This is a genomic window from Micromonospora sp. NPDC023737, assembly GCF_040639715.1.
GTDB lineage: Bacteria > Actinomycetota > Actinomycetes > Mycobacteriales > Micromonosporaceae > Micromonospora.
The window spans coordinates 1-17,427 of the sequence record NZ_JBFAAL010000001.1 but is presented as its reverse complement, the minus strand read 5'-3'; the positions used below and the strand labels follow the sequence as shown (position 1 = coordinate 17,427).

Genomic DNA, 17,427 nt, shown 5'->3' with positions numbered 1-17,427 from the left:
TACGCGCCAGTCACCGTTGGTCACCGGCCAGGCTCGGCCGTTGACATTGCCGGGCGAAAGAGCCGCAGGTCAGTGACGTGGTGCGTCGGTGGGTGCAGAGCAAAGGGAGAGACGGTGCGCGGTCCGGGTCGGAGCGACCGTCACGGAGAGTTATGTCACGCTCGGTGACGATGCTGCCGACAGGTGGTTGCTCGCCGACGCCTCCGCCCGGCAGTCAGGACAGCCCGCGTCGTCGACATCGGGGGAGAGTCACGACGGCCCTCGTTGCCGGCGTGGGGGAGAGCCACGCCGGCCACGGTCGATGCCGCGAAGCGGCGTCAGCGCACGACGTTGCGGTGCTTGCTGCGCAGCTTGAAGGGCATCAGCGCACTTTCGATCTTGGTGGCGGTGGTCATCTTCGAGGCGCCCTCCCGGCGCTCCTCGAAGCGGATCGGCACCTCGAGGATCGTGTGGCCGAGCTTGGTGGCGAGATAGTGCATCTCCACCTGGAAGCTGTAGCCGTTGGACTGCACCCGCTCGAGACCGATGTCGTGCAGCGCGTCGGCGCGCCAGATCTTGAAGCCGGCCGTGAGGTCACGGATCCGCACCCGCAGCAGGGTGTGTACGTACAGGTTCGCCCAGCCGCTGAGCGCGCGGCGGTACAGCGGCCAGTTCTCGTCCAACTCGCCGCCGGGCACGTACCGGGAGCCGATCACCACGCCGGCCTGCGTAGACAGGAGCGCGCCGAGCATGCCGGGCAGCGCCTCCGGCGGATGCGACAGGTCCGCGTCCATCTGGGCCACGTACTCCGCGCCCCCGTCGAGGGCGCGACCGATCCCGTCCACGTACGCCCGGCCGAGGCCCTCCTTGCCCGGCCGGTGCACCACCTCGATGCGGTCGGGGTGCTCGATGGCGAGCTTGTCCGCCACCTCGCCGGTGCCGTCCGGGGAGTTGTCGTCCGCGATGAGGATGCGCAGGCCCGGCAGTGGCAGCGCGAGGAGCCGCTCGACCAGCACCGGGAGGTTCCCCGCCTCGTTGTAGGTGGGTACCACGACGGTCAATCGTGCGTCGCGCCACGGAGCGGGCAGCTGCACGGGTTCGATCATGACGGACATCCTCGGTTTGCCGACAGGGATTCCTTGAGAGGGTAGCTACTTGCCGTATCGGTGTCGTAAAGGCTCCCCGATCGGGGGTTGCGCGCGCCGGGTGTTCCGCTCTCATGAGCGATCCACCACGGTGATCGTCCGGGGCCGCTCAGCGCCGGTTCCGGGCCAGTCCGGCGACGGTGAGGCTCAGGCCGGCCAGAGCGAGCCCGGACAGGGTCCGCTTGTGGGTGCTCGCCCAGAGCGCCGGGGAGCGGTGCCGGGCCTGGTCGGCGAAGACCCCGTCGGCGCCGTGGTCCCGCTCGTCGTCGCCCGGGCCGGTCGAGGTTGTCCCGCCAGGCGGTCCGGTCGATGGTCCGGCTGCGGATGGCGGGGGAGACGGGTGCGTACCCAGGAGAACTGGGGTGTGCTCACCGCGGGTAGTTGAACCATCGACAGTGACACCGCGGGGCAGTCGTGCAGCAGTTCCGCCCGGAGTGAGTCGTTGAAGCCCTGGATGGCGTGTTTCGATGCGCAGTACGCCGACTGCAGGGAGATGCCCCGGTAGGCCAGCGCCGAGCCGACCTGCGTGATCGCGCCCCGGCCGTGCGCCCGCATGTGACGCAGCGCCGCGAGGGTGCCGTGCACGGTGCCCAGGTAGTTGACCTCGGTGACCCGCCGGAACTCCGGCGCCTGGCCCACCCCCGCGCTCGCCCCGGTGACGACCACCACCTGGGTCATCGATGCTCCATGTGCCGGGTGGCGATGTCGGAGAGCCGCTTCAGCGTCTCCTGGTTGCGCAGGTGCAGCACCAGGTCGTTGAGCTTGTTCCGGACCCAGCGCAGCGGGCCGGCCGCGAAGTCCTCCCCGATCCGCACCCGGGTGGCGCCGGCACCGACGGGATCGAGAGTGAAGGTGACGATGGCCTCGCCGGCCGGCCAGAGCCCGGCCCGCAGGACCAGTTTGCGCGGCGGTTCGCTGAGCAGCACGGTGGAGGAGTCCTCCAGGGAGAAGGGCCACGGCCCGGCCCGGTGGTGCAGGTTGCTGCCCACCTGCGGCCAGTCGTCGTCCACGTCACGCACGTGCGTGGTGCCGACGACCCAGTCGCTGTACGTCCACCCGTCGGCGAGCACGTCGAAGACCCGCTCCGGGGGTGCGTCGATCACTTTCTCCACAATCGCCACTGGTCCCTCATACCCCCGCTCCGGCCGCGGCTAACGGTCGCCACGGGTTAGCTTCTCCGGGGCGACGGGTAAGGCGAGCGCGGGCGCCGCAGGGTGGCTCGTGGGACGCGTGTGTTGCCGCCGCGTCGAGGCTGACGTTTACTCCCCGGGGCGCAGGGAACCCGCCGCCCGTGCGACAGGACCAGGTGGAGCCGGATCAGCGCAGGTCAGCCGAGGTTTTTGCCGGTGCTGACCGGGGCGCGTCCGGGCCGGTCCTGTTCGACGCCGTGCTGCTCGACCGGGACGGCACGCTGGTGGAGGACGTGCCGTACAACGGTGATCCGGAGAAGGTGCGGCCGGTCGCCGGGGCCCGGGCGGCGTTGGACCGACTACGCGCCGCCGGCCTGCGGCTGGGGGTGGTGACCAACCAGTCGGGCCTCGCGCGGGGTCTGTTCACCCCTGCGCAGATGGCGGCGGTGCACGCCCGGGTCGAGATGCTGCTGGGACCCTTCGACACCTGGCGGGTGTGCCCGCACGACGACGAGGACGCGTGCGGATGCCGTAAGCCCGCGCCGGGGTTGGTGCGGGCCGCGGCTCGGGACCTCGGGACGGTGCCGGGCCGGTGCGTCATGGTGGGGGACATCGGCCGCGACGTGACAGCGGCGCTGGCGGCGGGTGCCGCCGGGGTGCTGGTGCCGACGCCGGTGACCCGACCGGAGGAGATCGCCGCCGCACCGTGGGTGGCGACCGACCTGCCCGCGGCCGTCGACGAGATCTTGCGCCGGCAGGCCGCCGTGACGCCGGGCACCGCGCCCTGGCCCACACCCGTCAGCGGGAGCGGCAGCCGGCCGGAGCGCGCATCCGGCGGCGCGAACGGTGTCCGACCGGAGCGGCCGGAGGTGGTTGGGCGGGCGGCTGCCGTCGCGCGTACCGCGCCGCCGGGCCGGCGGGGGACCGTCCTGGTGGTGCGGGCCGACTCGGCCGGCGACGTTCTGGTCACCGGGCCGGCGATCCGAGCCGTCGCGGCCGGCGCCGACCGGGTGGTGATGCTGTGCGGCCCGCGCGGGCGGGCGGCCGCCGACCTGCTGCCCGGCGTCGACGAGGTCGTGGAGCACCGGCTGCCCTGGATCGACCCCGCCCCCGGGGCCATCGACCCGTACGACATGCACACCCTGACCGCACGTCTGGCGGCCGTGGACGCGGACGAGGCGGTCATCTTCACCTCGTTCCACCAGTCGCCGCTGCCGCTGGCGCTGCTGCTGCGCATGGCCGGTGTGCCGCGAGTCGCCGCGATCAGCGAGGACTATCCCGGAAGCCTGCTCGACCTGCGGCATCGCGTTCCGGCCGGCGTACCCGAGGCCGAACGTGCCCTCTCCCTCGCCGCTGTGGCCGGCTACGGCCTGTCGGAGGGCGATCAACCGGTGCTCCGGTTGCGTACCGGGGCGGTGCCGCCGCCCCCGGCGTGGCTCGGCCCGCCGGGCTACGTCGTGCTGCACCCCGGCTCGTCGGTGCCCAGCCGGGCCTGCCCGCCGGACGTGGCCGTCCGGATCGGACGGGCGCTGACCGACGCCGGGTACCGGCTGGTGGTGACCGGCACTCCGCAGGAACGGGAGCTGACCGCGGCGGTGGCCGGTCCGGGCGGCCTCGACCTCGGCGGTCGTACCGGCCTCGCGGAGCTGGCCGGGGTGATCGCGAACGCGGCGGCGGTGGTCGTCGGCAACACCGGTCCGGCGCACGTGGCGGCGGCGTGCGGGGTGCCGGTGGTCAGTCTCTTCGCCCCTACCGTCCCGTTCGGACAGTGGGGGCCGTACCGGGTGCCGACCGTCCGGCTCGGCGACGCGGCGGCCGCCTGCCGGGACACCCGCGCCGCCACCTGTCCCGTCGCCGGGCACCCCTGCCTGTCCACGGTCGAACCGACCGAGGTGCTCACGGCGTTGCGCCTGCTCGACGTACCCGCGGACGGCGCCCGGACCACGACGGCCGGCCCGACCGTGACGGCCGGCTCGTACACGGCCGGCGCGGCGGTGACGGCCAGGGGCGGGAGCAGCTGATGAACATCCTGCTCTGGCACGTGCACGGCTCCTGGACCACCGCGTTCGTGCACGGCCGGCACCGCTACCTCGTCCCGGCCACGCCCGACCGTGGCCCCTACGGTCTCGGCCGTGCCCGCACCTATCCCTGGCCGGACACCGCGGTCGAGGTCAGCCCCGACGACCTCCCCGACGCCGACGTGGACGTGGTCATCCTGCAACGCCCCGAGGAGTTCGATCTCGCCGAACAGTGGCTGGGCCGCCGTCCCGGCCGCGACGTGCCCGTCGTCTACGTCGAGCACAACACCCCCAAGGACGGCGACATCCCGCACAGCCGTCACCCCATGGCCGACCGCGACGACCTGCTCATCGCGCACGTCACGGCGTTCAACCAGCTCTTCTGGGACACCGGCGGAACCCGCACGGCCGTGATCGACCACGGCATCGTGCCGCCGACGGTGGAGTACACCGGCGAACTCGACCGACTCGCCGTCGTGATCAACGAGCCGGTACGCCGCTGGCGGGTGACCGGCACGGACCTGCTTCCCCGGTTCGCCGAGATCGCCCCACTGGACGTCTTCGGCATGAAGGTGACCGGGCTGGCCGAGCACCTCGGGCTGCCTCCCGACCGGGTGACCAGCCACGACGACGTGCCGCAGTCCCGCATGCACGAGGAACTGGCCCGGCGGCGGGCGTACCTGCATCTGTGCCGGTGGACCTCGCTCGGGCTGAGCCTCATCGAGGCGATGACGATCGGCATGCCGGTCGTCGCGCTCGCCACCACCGAGGCGGTGATGGCCGTACCGCCGGGAGCGGGCGCTCTCGACACCCGCGTCGACACCCTGCTGGACGCCACCCGCCGGTTCATGGCCGAGCCGGCGCTCGCGCGGCAGGCGGGCTCGGTGGCCCGGGCCACGGCCCGCGACCGGTACGGCCTCGACCGTTTCCTCGCCGACTGGGACCGGCTGCTGGAGGAGGAAGTATGCGCATCGCGATGATCTCGGAGCACGCCAGCCCGCTCGCCATCCTCGGCGGGGAGGACGCCGGCGGCCAGAACACGCATGTCGCGGAGCTCTCCGCCGCGCTCGCGGCCGCTGGACACGACGTGCGGGTCTACACCCGACGCGACGCCGTGGACCTGCCGGTGACGGTACGCGGCCCCGACGGGTACGACGTCGTGCACGTACCGGCCGGACCGGCCGAGCCACTGGCCAAGGACGCGCTGCTGCCGCACATGAAGGAGTTCAGCCGCTGGCTGGTCGAGCGGTGGCGGGGCGGCGACTGGGTGCCCGAGGTGATCCACGCGCACTTCTGGATGAGCGGGCTCGCCGCGCTCGCCGCCGGTCGGCAGACCGGGGTGCCGGTGGTGCAGACGTACCACGCGCTCGGCGTCGTGAAGCGCCGCTACCAGGGGGTTCAGGACACCAGCCCGGCCCGGCGGGTGGCGTACGAGCGGGAGCTGGGCCGGTCGGTGGACCGGGTGATCGCCCAGTGCCAGGACGAGGTCGGTGAGCTGGTCCGGATGGGCGTGCCCCGGTCCCGGATGACGGTGATCCCGTCCGGGGTGAACCTGAGCACCTTCGCCCCGCTCGGTCCGGCCGCCGAGCGGCAACCGGGGCGGTCCCGGATCCTGACCGTCGGCCGGCTGGTGGAACGCAAGGGGTTCCAGACGGTCGTCCGGGCGATGGCGCTGGTCCCCGACGCCGAGTGCGTGGTGGTCGGCGGGCCGCCGGCCGGGCTGCTCGAGAGTGACCCGTACGCCCGGCGGCTGCGGGCCCTCGCGCGTACCTGCCGGGTGGCCGACCGGGTGCGCCTGGTCGGCGCGGTGCCCCGGGAGGAGATGGGGCGTTGGTACCGCTCGGCGGACATCCTGGTCGCCGCGCCCTGGTACGAGCCGTTCGGGCTCACCCCGTTGGAGGCGATGGCCTGCGGCGTACCGGTGATCGGCACGGCGGTGGGCGGGCTAAAGGACACCGTGGTCGAAGGGGTCACCGGTGACCTGGTCCCGGCCCGGGACCCCCGCGCCCTGGGCACCGCGATCCAGCGGTTGCTCGACGACCGGATCCGCCGGTTCGCGTACGCCACCGCCGCACAGGAACGAGCCCGCCTGCGCTACTCGTGGGCGGCGACCGCCGAGCGGCTGGCGGAGGTCTACAACGAGGTGGCCGCGGTGCACCGGCCGACCGGGGTGGTGGCCTGATGGCTGCCTCGCTGCTCGACGCCCACCTGGCGAACCTGGCCGCGGCCCTGCTGCCGTACCGGGAGTGCGAGCGGCTGCTCTCCCGGTGGGGTGAGACGCTGGCCCGCCGGCTGGCCGGTGGTGGGCGGCTGCTGGTGGCCGGCAACGGTGGCAGCGCCGCCGAGGCGCAACACCTCACCGCCGAGCTCGTGGGCAAGCTCCGCGACGATCGCCAACCCCTGTCCGCGATCGCCCTGCACGCCGAGACCTCGGCGGTCACCGCCATCGCCAACGACTACGGCTACGACGAGGTCTTCGCCCGCCAGGTACGCGCTCACGGCCGCGACGGGGACATCCTCCTGCTGCTGTCCACCAGCGGCGCCAGCCGCAACCTGCTCACCGCCGCCCGGGCCGGCCGCGAGGCCGGCCTGCTCTGCTGGGCGTTCACCGGTCCCGCCCCGAACCCCCTCGCCGAGGCCTGTCACGAGGCGCTCGCCGTCGCCTCGCCGGACAGCCAGGTGGTGCAGGAGTTGCACCTGGTCTCCTGTCACGTGCTCTGCGAGTACGTCGACCAGGAGTTGCCCGCCGCGCTCGCCGCCGTGGCCGCCGCACCCGCCGACGAGCCGTCCCGACCGGGCGGCGTGCACGCCGGGGTGGAGGTGGTGCTCGACGGCGGAGCCGGGCAACAGGTACAGGCGCGAGGATGAGGAGGGAAGCGTGACGGGACCCGTCGTGGTTGTCGGTGACACCCTGCTCGACCGGGATGTCGAGGGAATGGTCAGCCGGCTCTGTCCGGACTCGCCGGTGCCGGTGCTCGACGAGACCGGGTACGTCGACCGGCCCGGCGGCGCCGGCCTGGCCGCGGTCTTCGCCGCCGCGCAGGGCGCCGAGGTGGTGCTGGTGACCGCGCTCGCCGACGACGCCGGCGGGGCCCGGCTGAGCTCGCTGCTGACCGCGGCCGGCGTCCAGGTGTACGCGCTGCCGCTCACCGGCGCCACCCCGGAGAAGGTCCGGCTGCGGGCCGGCGGTCGGGTGCTGCTGCGGCACGACCGCGGTGGTGTTCCGGGTGAGCCCGGTGAGCCCACCGAGGCGGTGCGGCGGGTCATCGCGAGCGCCTCCGCCGTCGTGGTCAGCGACTACGGCCGCGGCGTGGCTCGGCAGCCGGCGCTGCGTGCCGCGCTCGCCGCGACGCGGGCGCCGGTGGTGTGGGACCCGCACCCGCGCGGGCCGGCGGCGGTGCCCGGCGTGCAACTGGCCACGCCGAACGAGTCCGAGGCACGTGAGCTGATTCCGGCGCTGCCCGGGGCGACCCGGCTGGCCACCGCCTCGCGGGCCGCGCAGGGTCTGCGTCGGCGGTGGCGGGCCGGCGCGGTCGCGGTGACTCTCGGCGGGGACGGGGCGTTGCTCTGCCACACCGACTCGACTCCGCTGGTGGTGCCCGCTCCGGCCACCGCCGAGGGGGACACCTGCGGGGCCGGCGACCGGTTCGCGGTCGCCGCCGGTCTCGCCCTGGCCCGGGGCGCGCTGGTGTCCGAGGCCGTGCAGGAGGCGGTCGCGGAGGCGTCCGCGTACGTGGCGGCCGGGGGAGTGGCGACCGCGCTGCCGCCGCCGGCGAGGAGAGAGCCGGGCGCGGTGTCCGGTCCGGCCGGGGAGCGGATCGGCATCGCCGAGGTGGCCGCGGTGCTCGCCGAGGTACGCGCGGCCGGTGGCACGGTGGTCGCCACCGGGGGCTGTTTCGACCTGCTCCACGCGGGGCACGTCGCGACGTTGCAGGCGGCCCGCAAGCTCGGCGACTGCCTCGTGGTCTGCCTGAACTCCGACTCCAGTGTGGCCGGCTTGAAGGGGCCGGACCGGCCGGTCGTCCCGCAGACCGACCGCGGCCGGTTGCTGGCGGCGCTGAGCTGTGTGGACGCTGTCATGATCTTCGACGAGCCGACGCCGCACGCGGCGCTGTCCTGGCTGCGCCCCGACATCTGGGTCAAGGGCGGCGACTACGCCACCGGCGCCGGGGGCGCGCCCGCCCTGCCGGAGGCGGAGATCCTGCGCCGCTGGGGCGGCCACACGGTGGTCGTGCCGTACCTGGACGGTCGCTCCACCACCGACATGATCGCCGCGGCCCGGGCCGGCGGCCAGCTCGCCGGCGCGTGTTGTGCCGCCGCCCGGTCGTCCGAGGGCGAGTGGGCCGCCGCGCCGGTGTCGGCCGTGGAGCGTGCGCGATGACGGGCGCCCCGGCCGGAACCGGAACCACCGTCCTGGTCACCGGCGGATCGAGCGGCCTGGGTGCGGCCGTCGTGGCGGCGGTCGCGCGCTCCGGCGGCCGGCCGCTGGTGATCGACCGGCAGGCACCCGGTGACGGCGTGCCGTGGGTCGAGTGCGACCTGGCCGACACCCGGGCCGCCGAGGCGGCCACCCGGCAGCTCGCCGAGCGTTCCGGCGGCCTGGACGCGGTGGTGACCGCGGCCGGAATGGACGTGCCGGGGCGGCTGGCCGACGTGCCGGCCGAGACCTGGGAGCGGATCGTCGCCGTGGACCTGCTCGCCACCGTCGCGGTGATCCGGGCGGCGCTGCCCTATCTGGAGGCGTCCCGCGGCACCATCGTGACCGTCGCGTCGACCCTCGGCGTCAAGGCGGTCAGCGACGCCACCGCGTACTGTGCGGCGAAGTTCGGCGTGGTCGGCTTCACCCGCGCCCTCGCCACCGAACTCGCCGGCACGGTCGGCGTTACCCTGCTCATTCCCGGTGGCATGCGGACCGCCTTCTTCGACGAGCGCGACGACCAGTACCGCCCCGGTCCGGACGCGGTGCTCAACGATCCGGCCGACACCGCCGCCGCGGTCATGTTCGCGCTGGCCCAGCCGCCCGGCTGTGCGGTACGGGAGATGGTGGTCTGCGCCGAGCAGGAGTCGTCGTACCCGTGATCCTCGTGCTGCGCGCGCTCGGTGTCGGCGACCTGGCCACCGCCGTTCCGGCGCTGCGCGCGCTGCGGGCCGCCCACCCCGACCGGGAACTGGTGCTCGCCGCGCCGGCCTGGCTGGCGCCCCTGGTCGAGCTGGTCGGTGCCGTCGACCGGCTGGTCGACACCCCGGGGCTGGGGCGGACCCGCTGGACCGGGCCGCCGCCGTGGCTGGCGGTGAACCTGCACGGGCGGGGACCGCAGTCGCACCGCACGCTCGCCGCCGCCCGGCCCGGGCGGCTGCTCGGCTTCGCCAACTCGGAGGCCGGGTTCGCCGACGGGCCGGCGTGGAGCGAGTCCGAGCACGAGGTGCAGCGGTGGTGCCGGTTGCTGGCCTGGTACGGCATTCCCGCCGACCGGTCGGACCTGGCGCTGCGTCGGCCCTCGGCGGCCGGCGTGCCGGTCGGGGTGAGCGTGCTGCACCCCGGCTCGAAGATTGTGGCGAAGCGTTGGCCGTCCGACCGGTTCGCCGCCCTCGCGCGCCGGCTCGCCGCTCGGGGCCACCGGGTGGTGCTGACCGGCTCGCCGGACGAACGGGACCTGGCCGCCCGGGTGGCCGCCGCCGCCGGGCTGCCCGCCGGCGCCGTACTGGCCGGTCGTACGGGGCTGCGTGAGCTGGCCACGCTGGTGGCGTACGCCCGGGTCGTGGTGAGCGGCGACACCGGGGTGGCCCACCTGGCGACCGCGTTCGGAACCCCGTCGGTGGTGCTCTTCGGTCCCGTGCCACCTGCCCGTTGGGGGCCGCCGCCGGACCGGCCGCGGCACCGTGCGATCTGGGCCGGAGAGAGGGATTGGCCCAGCTGGGACGGGGTAGGAAGCCATCCGTCATTGACGGTCCTCGGGGTCGACGAGGTGTCGGCCGTGGTGGACGAGGTGGAACGGGTGGTGCGGGAGTCCGGTGCGGTTGCGACGTAGCGATCCGGGCCGGCCGGGGTACAGGCGTCGCCGGTGCGGCAAGGGCTGGCTCTTCCTGGACCCGGCCGGTGAGCCGGTGCGGGACCAGGACGAGCTGGCCCGGCTGCGTTCCCTGGTCGTCCCGCCGGCGTGGCGCGACGTGTGGATCTGTCCGTGGCCGAACGGGCACATCCAGGCCATCGGCGTCGACGCGGCCGGCCGCAAGCAGTACGTCTACCACCCGAGCTGGCGGGAGAAGCGCGACGAGGCGAAGTTCGACCATGTGCTGGAGGTGGCGCAGCGGCTTCCGGCGTTGCGGGCGCGGGTCGACCGGGACCTCGGTGGACGGGGGCTGAACCGGGACCGGGTGCTCGCCACGGTGGCACGGCTGCTGGACATGGGGGCGTTCCGGGTCGGCAACGACCAGTACGCGGCGGGCGACGACCCGACGTTCGGGGTGTCGACGCTGCGTCCCGAGCACGCCCGCTCGCGGCGTGGCTGCGTGCTCTTCGAGTTTCCCGCCAAGGGCGGGATCGAGCAGGTACGCCTCATCGAGGACCCGGAGCTGTGCCGGGTGCTGACGAATCTGCGCCGGCGTCGACGCCTCGCCGAGCGTCTCTTCGGCTACTGGGATGGGCGCGACTGGCGGGACGTACGCGCCGACGAGATCAACGAGTACCTGCGCGACGCCAGCGGCGGGGAGATGACCGCGAAGGACTTCCGCACCTGGCACGCCACCGTGCTGGCCGCGATCGAACTGGCCACGGCGGAGCCGGCGCGGTCCGGGACCGCCCGGAAGCGGGCGGTCGCCGCGGTGATGCGGGAGGTGGCGGAGCTGCTGGGCAACACGCCGACCGTCGCCCGCACGTCCTACGTGGATCCCCGCGTGGTCGACCTCTACCACGACGGGGTCGTGGTGACGGTGGACCCGGGCGCGCCACGCGAAGAGGCCGAGCGGGCGGTGCTGGAGCTGCTGGCAGAGGCCTGATCTGCCGCGTCGCGGGTCCCGGGGCGACGCGGCGGGGCCGGAGTGCAGGTCGTCGTCTCGCCGGCCCGGCCGGCACCGGAGCCGGCGTGCTCCGGTGGGGCCACCGAGGCGGCGACCCGCCGCCACTGTCGGCGGCGGGCGCCGCGCCACGGCCCCCGTTGGCGGACCGGATCCCCCGTCGCCGGCCGCTTCGGGGTCAGTCTGCCGTCTCCACGTTGACCGTGGACGCCGACGGGCTTGACGTCCCGCGCCAGGTCTGACCGGAGGGTCAGTGGGACGGGGTGGTCGAGGCGCGGTACGCCTGCGGGCCCATGCCGTAGGCGGCCCGGAACGACCGGCTGAAGTGCGCCGGGTCGGTGAGCCCCCAACGCCTACCGATGAGGTGGACCGGCCGGTGCCGCAGCAGCGGATCGGCAAGATCGCGACGGCAGCGTTCCAGCCGCCGTCGGCGGATCGCCCCCGCGACGGTCTCGTCCTCGGTCTCGAAGATCCGGTGCAGCGTCCGGAGGGAGATGTGGTGCGCGTCCGCGACCACCTGCGGGCTCAGCTGTGGATCGTCGAGGTGCCGGTCGAGGAAATCCCGCACCTGGGCGAGCAGCGCCTGTTGGCGTACATCGGCCGGCAGTTCGTCCTCGGCGTCGAGGTGACGGGCGAGCAGGGCGGAGACCAGGCTGAGGGTGACGTCGGCCAGGTACGGCACGTCGCCGGCCCGGAACTGCTCGGGATGGCGGGTGATGCGGTGCAGGTGCTGCGCCAGCAGCGCGCCGGGGCCCTCCGACCCGCAGAGCCGGGCGGCGGTGAGGCGGTCCACCTTGTCGGCGTCGAGCGGCAGCAGCGCCCGGGGAACGACGGCGGTCACCGAGGCCGCCGGGGTCTGCCCGTCACGCCCGCCGGCGTGCGCCAGGTCATGTGGCCGGCCCCAGTCGACGAGCGTGAAGTCGCCGACCGGAATCGCGGTGTCCCGCCGGCTCGCGCTGATCGCGCAGTTGCCGCTCATCGCCAGCGCGATCTGGTAGACCTCGGGGTCCGCCTGTCGGATCAACCGCGGTGTCCGGCGCCCGACGAGGGACTGGTAGCGGAACCGGGTGAGCCCGATCCCGCCGAGATCGATCATCCGGGCGTGGCCCTGGAAGTCGGCGGCGTGGTCGCTGGTGAAGGCGACCGGCGCGGAGACCCGGCCGGCCATCTCCACCCAGAGTGCGAAGCGGTCACCGGGTGCCTCCACAGTGGTGTCCAACGTCTCGACCCGCAGTGCCGTCATCGGCCGTGCCCCTTTCTCGCCAGGCCCGCGATCATCCTCGACCCGCCGACGGCGCTCACCGCCGTCCGGGTCAGGCGGTCGTCCGGTCAGGCGGTCGTCCGGCCGCGGATCAGGGCCTCGACGCCGTCCAGCAGCCGGTCCAGGCCGAAGACGAATTCGTCGTCCGGGCCGTCCTCCTGGTCCAGCACGCCGGCGTCGATCACCTCGCGCAGCGCCGGGAAGCGGGCCGGGTCGGCCACTCGGGCGACCAGTTGCCGGTACTCCGGCATGATCTCGTCCATCCTCCGGCCCGACGCGGCGCTCGCCTCCTGAATCTGCGCGGTGAGCAGCGCGTCGTTTCGCACGTAGCCGGTGAGCAGCAGCATCACCGACATCTTCTCGGACTCGCCGAGCCCGGTGCCGGCGAGGCAGCGGAGTCCGTCCTCCAGCCAGGAGAGCTGGCCGGGGGTGAGCGGCGGGCCGCTGATCGGGACCCGGACCACCCACGGGTGCCGTTGCAGCGCGGCACGTTCGGCCCATGCCCACCGGGCCAGCCCGGCTCGCCAGTGTGGGCCGGTCCCGCCCGGGCCGGGCGGCTCGGCGTATGCCTCGTCGACCATCAGGGTGAGCAGCTCGTCCTTGGCGTTGACGTACCGGTAGAGGGCCATGGTCGCCGCGCCCAGCTCCTTGGCGACTCGGCTCATCGAGACGGCGGCCAGCCCTTCGGCGTCGGCGAGGGCGACGGCGGCGGCCACGATCGAGGGCAGGGTCAGCCCGGGGCGCGGCCCCTTGGGCGCGCGTTCGCGTAGCCCCCACGCCGCCGCCACGACCGGCGGCAGCGCCGGGCCGGTCTCGTCATCTGTCGGCTCCACGATTCCTCCTTGCCGGCCCATCCTAGTTCTGCGTATGGTCTACGCAGTTAAGCGTATGACATACGCAGAAGGAGTTCTCCCATGACTTCCACCCCCCGCGCCGGACGTCGCGAGTGGATCGGCTTCACCGTGCTGATGCTGCCCCTGCTCCTGGTCTCGATGGACGTGTCGGTGCTCTACTTCGCTGTTCCCTTCATCAGTGCGGAGCTGAGTCCGACCAGCACCCAGCAGCTCTGGATCTTCGACATCTACGGCTTCGTCCTGGCCGGGTTGCTCATCACCATGGGTGCGCTGGGCGACCGGATCGGCCGGCGGCGGCTGCTGCTCTGCGGCGCGGTGGCGTTCGGCGCGGCGTCGGCACTGGCCGCGTACGCCGACAGCCCCGGCACGCTGATCGCGGCCCGAGCGCTGCTCGGCGTCGGCGGCGCGACGCTGATGCCGTCGACGCTGGCGCTGATCCGCAACATGTTCCACGACGAGAAGCAGCGCGGCACCGCCATCGCCATCTGGACCGCCGCGCTCACCAGCGGCATCGCCATCGGTCCCGTCCTCAGCGGCATCATGCTCGAACACTTCTGGTGGGGATCGATCTTCCTGATCAACCTGCCTGCGATGGCCCTGCTGCTTCTGCTCGCCCCGGCGCTGGTGCCGGAGTTCCGCAACCCGCACGCCGGGCGTTTCGACGTGCTCAGCTCGGTGCTCTCCCTCGCCGCGCTGCTTCCGGTGATCTACGGCGTCAAGGAACTGGCCCGGGCAGGTTGGGCGGCCGGCCCGGCGCTGGCCATCGCCGCCGGGCTGCTGGTCGCCCTGCTCTTCGTCCACCGCCAGCGCCGCCTCGCGTACCCGATGGTCGACCTGGCGCTGCTGCGCCGCCGAGCGGTCGGCGGCGCCATCGGGGTCAACCTGGTGGCCATGTTCGCCATGGTCGGCTTCGCCATCTTCACCACCCAGCACCTCCAGTCGGTGCTCGGGCTCAGCCCGCTGCGTGCGGCCCTGTGGAGCCTGCTGCCGTCGGTGGTGGTCGGCGGGATCGCTCCGGCCGCGGCCGCGTTGGCCCGGCGGATCGACCGGGCCTGGCTGATCGGCGGCGGATTCGTCATCGCGGCCGGCGGTTTCGTGGTGCTCACCCGGGTACCGGCCGACGACGGGCTGCTCACCCTGCTGCTCGGTGCCAGCATCTACGCGGCCGGGCTGGTGGTGGTGATGTCACTGGTCACCGAACTGGTGCTCGGTGCCGCCCCGCCGGAGCGCGCCGGGATGGCGTCGGCGCTGACCGAGTCGAGCAGCGAACTCGGCGGCGCGCTCGGCATGGCGGTGCTCGGCAGCATGGGCAGCGCCGTCTACCGGCGCGAGCTGGTGGACGGGCTGCCCGACGCACTGCCCGCCGACGTGGTGACCTCGGCAAGGGAGACCCTGGCCGGTGGGCTGGCGGTCGCCGAGGGGCTGCCCGGTCAGGCGGCCGTCGCTGTGCGGGACGCCGCCGTGGGCGCGTTCACCGACGGCCTGCACCTGGCTGCCGCCGGCGCCGGAGCGCTGATGCTGCTCGCCGCGGCGCTCACCGTGGTGACGTTGCGCGGCGTGACCGTCCCGGTGCGGCAGGACGCGACCGGTCCCGACCAGGACGCCGGCCCGGCCCCGGTCGAGCCGGCTCCGGCCGCGCGCCGCTGAGCGGGTCCGCCCGCCGCCGGCCGAGGTTCAGTCGTTGAGTACGCGGGCCAGCCGGTCGCGGAACCGCCGCTCGGAGGCGCTGACCGCCTCGCCGCCGAGCCCCAGCACACCGCCGGTGGACGCCGCGCCGACCACCTGCTCGGCGATCTCCACCAGCCAGTGCTTGTACGCCCCGGCCTCGCCCTCGTCCGTCCGGGCGGCGAGCAGGGCCGCGGCCTCGCCGGCCCGGCCGAGCACGTCGTCGATCAGCGCCTGCGGGTCGCTGGGGGAGATGGCGGGCAGCTCCTCGCCGGCCTCCGGATCGCCCACCCGCGCCACGATCTCGCCGGCGACGGCGGCGACCAGCGGGCTGGCCGACTCGCGGCCGGCGGCGATCGTCTCCAGGCCGGCCGCGTTCTCGGCCATGGTGCGGCGCGTGCCGTCGGACTCGGCGGCACTCGCCGCGGTCAGCACCGACTGCGGCAGCCCGACCAGCAGCCCCCACTCCCCGTCGGAGAACCCGAACCCGGTGTACGCCGGTTGTTCGATCACGGCAACGCCCCTTTCCGCCTGTCTGTTCGTGCCCGTCCTCGGGCGTCGCGCCGGCGGCGCGACGCCCGGCTCAGGCTAGTCCAGCGTCAGCAGCTCCTGTTCGGACACCACACGCACGGACAGCGTCTTGTACCCCACCTCGTCGAAGAGAACCGTCATCCGGTCCTCCTCGTAGCCGAGCACGAGCCCCGGCCCCCACTCCGGGTGGCGGACCTGGCTGTGCACCGGGAACGGCCCGACCGCGCCGTCGTCGGCGGTGCTGGTGCCGGCGTGGCAGTTGTCGCAGTGCCCGCAGACTTCGGTCATCTGCTCGCCGAAGTACGCCAGCAGCGCCTGCCCGCGACAGCCGGTGGTCTCCGCGAAGGCCCGCATCATGTCGGTCCGGGACCGCGTCACCGTCTGCTGCCGCTCGGCCTCGGCCAGCGCCGCCGCGGCGGCGTCCACCGGCTTCGGTGCGTAGCGGGGCGCGCCGATCCGCCCCTTCGCCCGTGGCTCGGCGGCGCCGACCTGCTCCAGCAGCGACAGCTGGTGGCCGAGCTTGCGGGGGCCGAGCCCGGTCGCTTCACGGAGTTCCTTCCGGGTACGGGGCTTCTCGCGCAGCAGCGCGGCCAGGTCGCGCAGCTCGGTGCCGTCCGGCAGGCCGCCGCTGAAGAATCGGCGCAGCCCGACGTCCTCGGCCTGCCAGAGCAGCAGTACCCGGGCCGGTGCGCCGTCGCGGCCGGCGCGGCCGATCTCCTGGAAGTAGCTGTCCGGCGAGTCGGGCAGGGCCATGTGCGCCACCCAGGCGATGTCGGGCTTGTCGATGCCCATGCCGAAGGCGGACGTGGCCACCATGATCGGCACCTGGTCGGCCAGGAACGCCTCGTGCAGCTCGCCGCGCGCCCCGGCCGGCATCCCGCCGTGGTAGTACCGGGCCGGGAAGCCCGCTTCGCTGAGCCGCGCGGCCAGTTGCTCGGCGGCGCGGCGGGTCGGGACGTAGATGATGCCCGGCCGTTCGTCGGACCCGAGCAGCGCGAGCAGGCGCCGCCACCGGTAGTCCTCGGTCGGGCAGTGTGCCACCTCGAGGAAGAGGTTCGGCCGGTCCAGCCCGGAGACCACGATCTCCGGGTCGCGCAGCCGCAGCCGGGCGACGATGTCGTCGCGGACCGGCGGCGAGGCGGTGGCGGTCAGCGCCACGACCGGCGGTCGCCCGATCCCCTCGACCAGGTGGCCGAGCGCCAGGTAGTCGGGGCGGAAGTCGTGCCCCCACGCGGAGATGCAGTGCGCCTCGTCGACCGCCACCAGACCCGGCCGCAGCGAGCGGACCTCGGCCATCCGGTCCGGGTCGCTGAGCTGCTCGGGGGTGATGAACAGGAACTCCGCGCGGCCGGCCCGCAGCTCCTCGATCGCCTCGGCCCGCTGGGCGGGGCTCTCGTGCGAGCTGATCCGTACCGCCCGCAGCTCGGGTCGTTGCCGTTCGTTGAGCGCCGCGATCTGGTCCTGCTGGAGCGCGAGCAGCGGCGAGACCACCACTGTCGGTCCGGGAATCAGGCTGGCCGGGATCTGGTAGATCGCCGACTTGCCGGCGCCGGTGGGGAGCACCACCAGGGCGTCACGTCGCTTCATCACCGCGCGCATGGCGGCCAGCTGGTTGGGCCGCAGCGCGGTCCAGCCGAACAGGCTGCGCGCCGCGCGGCGCAACGTCGTCGAGTGCCGGGTGAGTTTCATCGAGGGCCGGAGGTACCCGAGCTGATCAGCGGCGAAACCGCCGCCGGTCGGCGGCGCGAGGACGACGGCCGGCGTATGCCCGGGGGTTTCATCGAGTACGGCGAGGAGTGGAACGAGGCGCTGGTCCGGGAACTGCGCGAG

15 protein-coding genes and 1 pseudogene are annotated in these 17,427 nt (G+C 74.1%); 9 read left to right on the top strand and 7 right to left on the bottom strand.

Annotated elements, in window-relative coordinates:
- Positions 1-317: 317 nt before the first annotated feature.
- The 3 genes and pseudogenes from AB0F98_RS00080 to AB0F98_RS00070 all read right to left on the bottom strand — a co-directional run bounded on the left by AB0F98_RS00080 (position 318) and on the right by AB0F98_RS00070 (position 2,227).
- Positions 318-1,085: a polyprenol monophosphomannose synthase gene (locus AB0F98_RS00080; protein WP_355146177.1), complete on the bottom strand. Its 768-nt coding sequence runs from the start codon at positions 1,083-1,085 to the stop codon at positions 318-320.
- A gap of 148 nt (positions 1,086-1,233) precedes the next feature.
- Positions 1,234-1,748: pseudogene (locus tag AB0F98_RS00075) on the bottom strand (SDR family NAD(P)-dependent oxidoreductase); the annotation flags it as partial.
- 50 nt (positions 1,749-1,798) lie between these two features.
- Positions 1,799-2,227 (bottom strand): SRPBCC family protein, encoded by a 429-nt coding sequence (locus AB0F98_RS00070; protein WP_357726154.1) that lies wholly within the window; start codon positions 2,225-2,227, stop codon positions 1,799-1,801.
- 284 nt (positions 2,228-2,511) lie between these two features.
- Here AB0F98_RS00070 and AB0F98_RS00065 point away from each other — a divergent pair, with 284 nt between their 5' ends.
- Genes AB0F98_RS00065 through AB0F98_RS00030 form a run of 8 tightly spaced genes read left to right on the top strand, consistent with a single transcriptional unit; the run spans position 2,512 to position 11,268 of the window.
- Positions 2,512-4,275: an HAD-IIIA family hydrolase gene (locus AB0F98_RS00065; RefSeq protein ID WP_357728938.1), complete on the top strand. Its 1,764-nt coding sequence runs from the start codon at positions 2,512-2,514 to the stop codon at positions 4,273-4,275.
- Positions 4,275-5,252, top strand: coding sequence for a glycosyltransferase (locus AB0F98_RS00060; protein WP_357726151.1), 978 nt, complete (start codon positions 4,275-4,277; stop codon positions 5,250-5,252). The genes AB0F98_RS00065 and AB0F98_RS00060 overlap by 1 nt, the downstream gene beginning before the upstream one ends.
- Positions 5,237-6,454 (top strand): glycosyltransferase, encoded by a 1,218-nt coding sequence (locus AB0F98_RS00055; RefSeq protein ID WP_357726148.1) that lies wholly within the window; start codon positions 5,237-5,239, stop codon positions 6,452-6,454. The genes AB0F98_RS00060 and AB0F98_RS00055 overlap by 16 nt, the downstream gene beginning before the upstream one ends.
- The gene (locus tag AB0F98_RS00050) at positions 6,454-7,140 is read left to right on the top strand and encodes an SIS domain-containing protein (protein ID WP_357726146.1); all 687 of its coding nucleotides are present in this window, start codon (positions 6,454-6,456) and stop codon (positions 7,138-7,140) included. Before AB0F98_RS00055 ends, AB0F98_RS00050 begins: the two co-directional genes overlap by 1 nt.
- Before the next feature lie 25 nt (positions 7,141-7,165).
- The gene (locus AB0F98_RS00045; protein ID WP_357728935.1) at positions 7,166-8,653 is read left to right on the top strand and encodes a PfkB family carbohydrate kinase; all 1,488 of its coding nucleotides are present in this window, start codon (positions 7,166-7,168) and stop codon (positions 8,651-8,653) included.
- The gene (locus tag AB0F98_RS00040; RefSeq protein ID WP_357726143.1) at positions 8,650-9,351 is read left to right on the top strand and encodes an SDR family oxidoreductase; all 702 of its coding nucleotides are present in this window, start codon (positions 8,650-8,652) and stop codon (positions 9,349-9,351) included. The genes AB0F98_RS00045 and AB0F98_RS00040 overlap by 4 nt, the downstream gene beginning before the upstream one ends.
- The gene (locus AB0F98_RS00035) at positions 9,348-10,301 is read left to right on the top strand and encodes a glycosyltransferase family 9 protein (RefSeq protein ID WP_357726139.1); all 954 of its coding nucleotides are present in this window, start codon (positions 9,348-9,350) and stop codon (positions 10,299-10,301) included. The genes AB0F98_RS00040 and AB0F98_RS00035 overlap by 4 nt, the downstream gene beginning before the upstream one ends.
- Positions 10,285-11,268 carry a DNA topoisomerase IB gene (locus tag AB0F98_RS00030; RefSeq protein WP_357726136.1) on the top strand — a complete coding sequence of 328 codons (984 nt, stop codon included), beginning with the start codon at positions 10,285-10,287 and terminating at the stop codon, positions 11,266-11,268. The genes AB0F98_RS00035 and AB0F98_RS00030 overlap by 17 nt, the downstream gene beginning before the upstream one ends.
- A gap of 268 nt (positions 11,269-11,536) precedes the next feature.
- On the opposite strand, the gene AB0F98_RS00025 is transcribed toward AB0F98_RS00030, so the two are convergent.
- Complete coding sequence (locus AB0F98_RS00025; RefSeq protein ID WP_357726133.1) at positions 11,537-12,529, bottom strand: helix-turn-helix domain-containing protein; 993 nt, start codon at positions 12,527-12,529, stop codon at positions 11,537-11,539.
- A gap of 86 nt (positions 12,530-12,615) precedes the next feature.
- The gene (locus AB0F98_RS00020) at positions 12,616-13,380 is read right to left on the bottom strand and encodes a TetR/AcrR family transcriptional regulator C-terminal domain-containing protein (protein ID WP_357726130.1); all 765 of its coding nucleotides are present in this window, start codon (positions 13,378-13,380) and stop codon (positions 12,616-12,618) included.
- An 81-nt stretch (positions 13,381-13,461) separates the two neighbouring features.
- Here AB0F98_RS00020 and AB0F98_RS00015 point away from each other — a divergent pair, with 81 nt between their 5' ends.
- The gene (locus AB0F98_RS00015; RefSeq protein ID WP_357726127.1) at positions 13,462-15,048 is read left to right on the top strand and encodes an MFS transporter; all 1,587 of its coding nucleotides are present in this window, start codon (positions 13,462-13,464) and stop codon (positions 15,046-15,048) included.
- Positions 15,049-15,075: 27 nt separating this feature from the next.
- Here AB0F98_RS00015 and AB0F98_RS00010 read toward each other — a convergent pair whose 3' ends face one another.
- The gene (locus tag AB0F98_RS00010; protein WP_357726124.1) at positions 15,076-15,579 is read right to left on the bottom strand and encodes a hypothetical protein; all 504 of its coding nucleotides are present in this window, start codon (positions 15,577-15,579) and stop codon (positions 15,076-15,078) included.
- Between the two features lie 75 nt (positions 15,580-15,654).
- Positions 15,655-17,286: an ATP-dependent DNA helicase RecQ gene (locus AB0F98_RS00005; protein WP_357726121.1), complete on the bottom strand. Its 1,632-nt coding sequence runs from the start codon at positions 17,284-17,286 to the stop codon at positions 15,655-15,657.
- Positions 17,287-17,427: the final 141 nt, after the last annotated feature.

What these genes read in the sequence shown, in the direction of transcription:
- AB0F98_RS00080 (WP_355146177.1), bottom strand. Translation starts at nt 1,085, where the DNA reads ATGATCGAACCCGTGCAGCTGCCCGCTCCGTGGCGCGACGCACGATTG.
- AB0F98_RS00060 (WP_357726151.1), top strand. Translation starts at nt 4,275, where the DNA reads ATGAACATCCTGCTCTGGCACGTGCACGGCTCCTGGACCACCGCGTTC.
- AB0F98_RS00055 (WP_357726148.1), top strand. Translation starts at nt 5,237, where the DNA reads ATGCGCATCGCGATGATCTCGGAGCACGCCAGCCCGCTCGCCATCCTC.
- AB0F98_RS00050 (WP_357726146.1), top strand. Translation starts at nt 6,454, where the DNA reads ATGGCTGCCTCGCTGCTCGACGCCCACCTGGCGAACCTGGCCGCGGCC.
- AB0F98_RS00040 (WP_357726143.1), top strand. Translation starts at nt 8,650, where the DNA reads ATGACGGGCGCCCCGGCCGGAACCGGAACCACCGTCCTGGTCACCGGC.
- AB0F98_RS00025 (WP_357726133.1), bottom strand. Translation starts at nt 12,529, where the DNA reads ATGACGGCACTGCGGGTCGAGACGTTGGACACCACTGTGGAGGCACCC.
- AB0F98_RS00015 (WP_357726127.1), top strand. Translation starts at nt 13,462, where the DNA reads ATGACTTCCACCCCCCGCGCCGGACGTCGCGAGTGGATCGGCTTCACC.
- AB0F98_RS00005 (WP_357726121.1), bottom strand. Translation starts at nt 17,286, where the DNA reads ATGAAACTCACCCGGCACTCGACGACGTTGCGCCGCGCGGCGCGCAGC.